The sequence below is a fragment of the Nostoc sp. T09 genome, assembly GCF_002154695.1.
Classification (GTDB): Bacteria; Cyanobacteriota; Cyanobacteriia; order Cyanobacteriales; family Nostocaceae; genus Aulosira.
The window spans coordinates 1-1,964 of the sequence record NZ_MTAV01000188.1 but is presented as its reverse complement, the minus strand read 5'-3'; the positions used below and the strand labels follow the sequence as shown (position 1 = coordinate 1,964).

The window sequence follows — 1,964 nt, the reverse complement described above, 5'->3', positions numbered from 1 at the left end:
GGAATAAGTCATGTAACCGATAGGTAGGCGTACCATCAGCAAGCGGTACTCCTGTTAATAACAATGCTTTATTCCGTAAATATTGCAATATCTTGGCAGCATCACGCTCATCCATTGCCCACAGCGTCGCCGCCATCATCTTATTAATGTTGACATCTTCCGGCAACACCCCTAACCAAGCGAAATGCTGCTGCTTTTCTGGTGGCATTCTCTTGACACTCAAATTTAATGATGCCGTTAAACTCAGGCGTTTTAAACTGGCCTCATCGGTAATTTCTTCGGCTTCCGGTCGGTCAAAACTTGTTAATCTCGCTACCTCTTGCCGAATATCCGCCAACAGTTCATCCCAAGTCGTACCACTAGCAACTTCCGCAGCTGCAAGTTCCAATGCTAGGGGAAGATAACCAACACCTTTGGCTAAATTTTCGGCTGACTGACGTTCTGCACCTATAATCTCGCGTCTTAATTTCTTCGTCAGCAATGCCATAGCCTGGCTTGGTTTCATAATATCCAGGCTGTAGATGCTGGCTGCTAAGGCATCGGCAATTGCCGCTTCACGAGTTGTTACTAAAACCTGACACCGCACCCCACCCACATTAAACGCTTGTGCATCTTGCGTATTCCACGCATCGTCTACCACCAGCAACACGGCTTTGTTATAAAGCAACGTCCGCAGATGGTTGGTAGTTGCTTCCACACTAGTAGGTTTAAAGCTATAGTCTCCTAATGCTTGCACCCAGCCACTAATTAAAGACAGCACATCTGGCTGTTGACCTAATGTAGCCCACAAAATACCGTTACAAAACCGAGATTGTACCTCTGTATCTACTGCTAAAGCTGCGGCTAAAGTCGATTTCCCCACAGAACCCAAACCGTGAATCGCTGTAATTACCAAAGTGCGATTATCTTCTGTGAGGAGGCGAGTCTTTAAATCATCGCTGTATTCTGGGCGTTCAACAAAGTGTGCAGGTAAAGGTGGCACTTGAAATATTGCAAGTTTAGTTTGGGGTACAACTGCAACACCCTCATCTTCAGAGTAATTCGCTTCTAGTTGTTTAGACTTCTTTGGCCTGTTGCTTTGCCATACTTCATCCAATCGGTTCAGGTTCTTTTCTTTATCCGTTGACCATAGCTTTAAAGTAAAGTGCCACTCATCATAACCCTGAGTTTGAATCCGGTTATCTTCGAGAATTTTGACAAAATCCTTGAGCAAATTCAGCGCTTCGCGGATTTGCGCTTTAGTTAACTGCTTTTCCCCATCATCTTTTCCCCTCCTCGCTTGCGGGGAGGGGTTAGGGGTGGGGTTCCGGACTGCACCAGTTAAAAACTCCAAAGTACGCAGAGTTGTTTTCATAGTCAGCTTGGGGTTAGCACTATCTGCTTCTTTCCAGTCGTACTCAATATCAAACTTATCTTCCCCAAATTCCCCAGCCGCGAAACAAAGCAACGCCGCCAACAGACGCTTAACTCGCTTTTGAATTACAGGGCCTTTACTAGGATCTCGCGGCATTGCATTTCCATAATCGACCAGAAAGTTTAGGGCTACCCCAAATAAAAACTCGCTACCCCAAGCTTCTTAAATCCTGATTTTAAAGCATTTTCTCCGAGATTGGGGTATTTGCTTACGGTCATACCCTCAACGAGATGCTTTAGCTACCAACTCTTTGAGGGACAAACACATGAAACCCCAACGCCAAGATATTCTCGGTAAAACTATTGCTTTGTTACTGGCAATGCAACTATTCCTAATTGGCTTACAAGCCAAAACCCGTATTGACCAAGGTAACTCAACGCTTGAGACTGTAACTTGGCTGATTCAACAATATATTCCGGTGTTGGTCAAGGTCAAAAGCTTGGAGGAGAAAAAGCCGAGAAAGGATGAAAGTAAGCCAAAGGTTAAAAGATCAGGACTTACGCAACTGTCACAAGCAATGGCGCGGCTACACCGCGCCGAGCGCCAAGCA

The 1,964-nt window shown here is 45.5% G+C and carries 2 protein-coding genes; one reads left to right on the top strand and one right to left on the bottom strand.

Annotation, left to right across the window (positions count from 1 at the left end; genetic code table 11):
* A partial coding sequence (locus tag BV372_RS29830) for an NB-ARC domain-containing protein (protein ID WP_256973540.1) occupies positions 1–1,510 on the bottom strand: 1,510 nt, incomplete at its 3' end.
* Between the two features lie 169 nt (positions 1,511–1,679).
* Between BV372_RS29830 and BV372_RS29825 the strand changes: the two genes are divergently transcribed.
* The coding region (locus BV372_RS29825; RefSeq protein WP_179198277.1) for a hypothetical protein at positions 1,680–1,964 on the top strand (285 nt) is incomplete at its 3' end.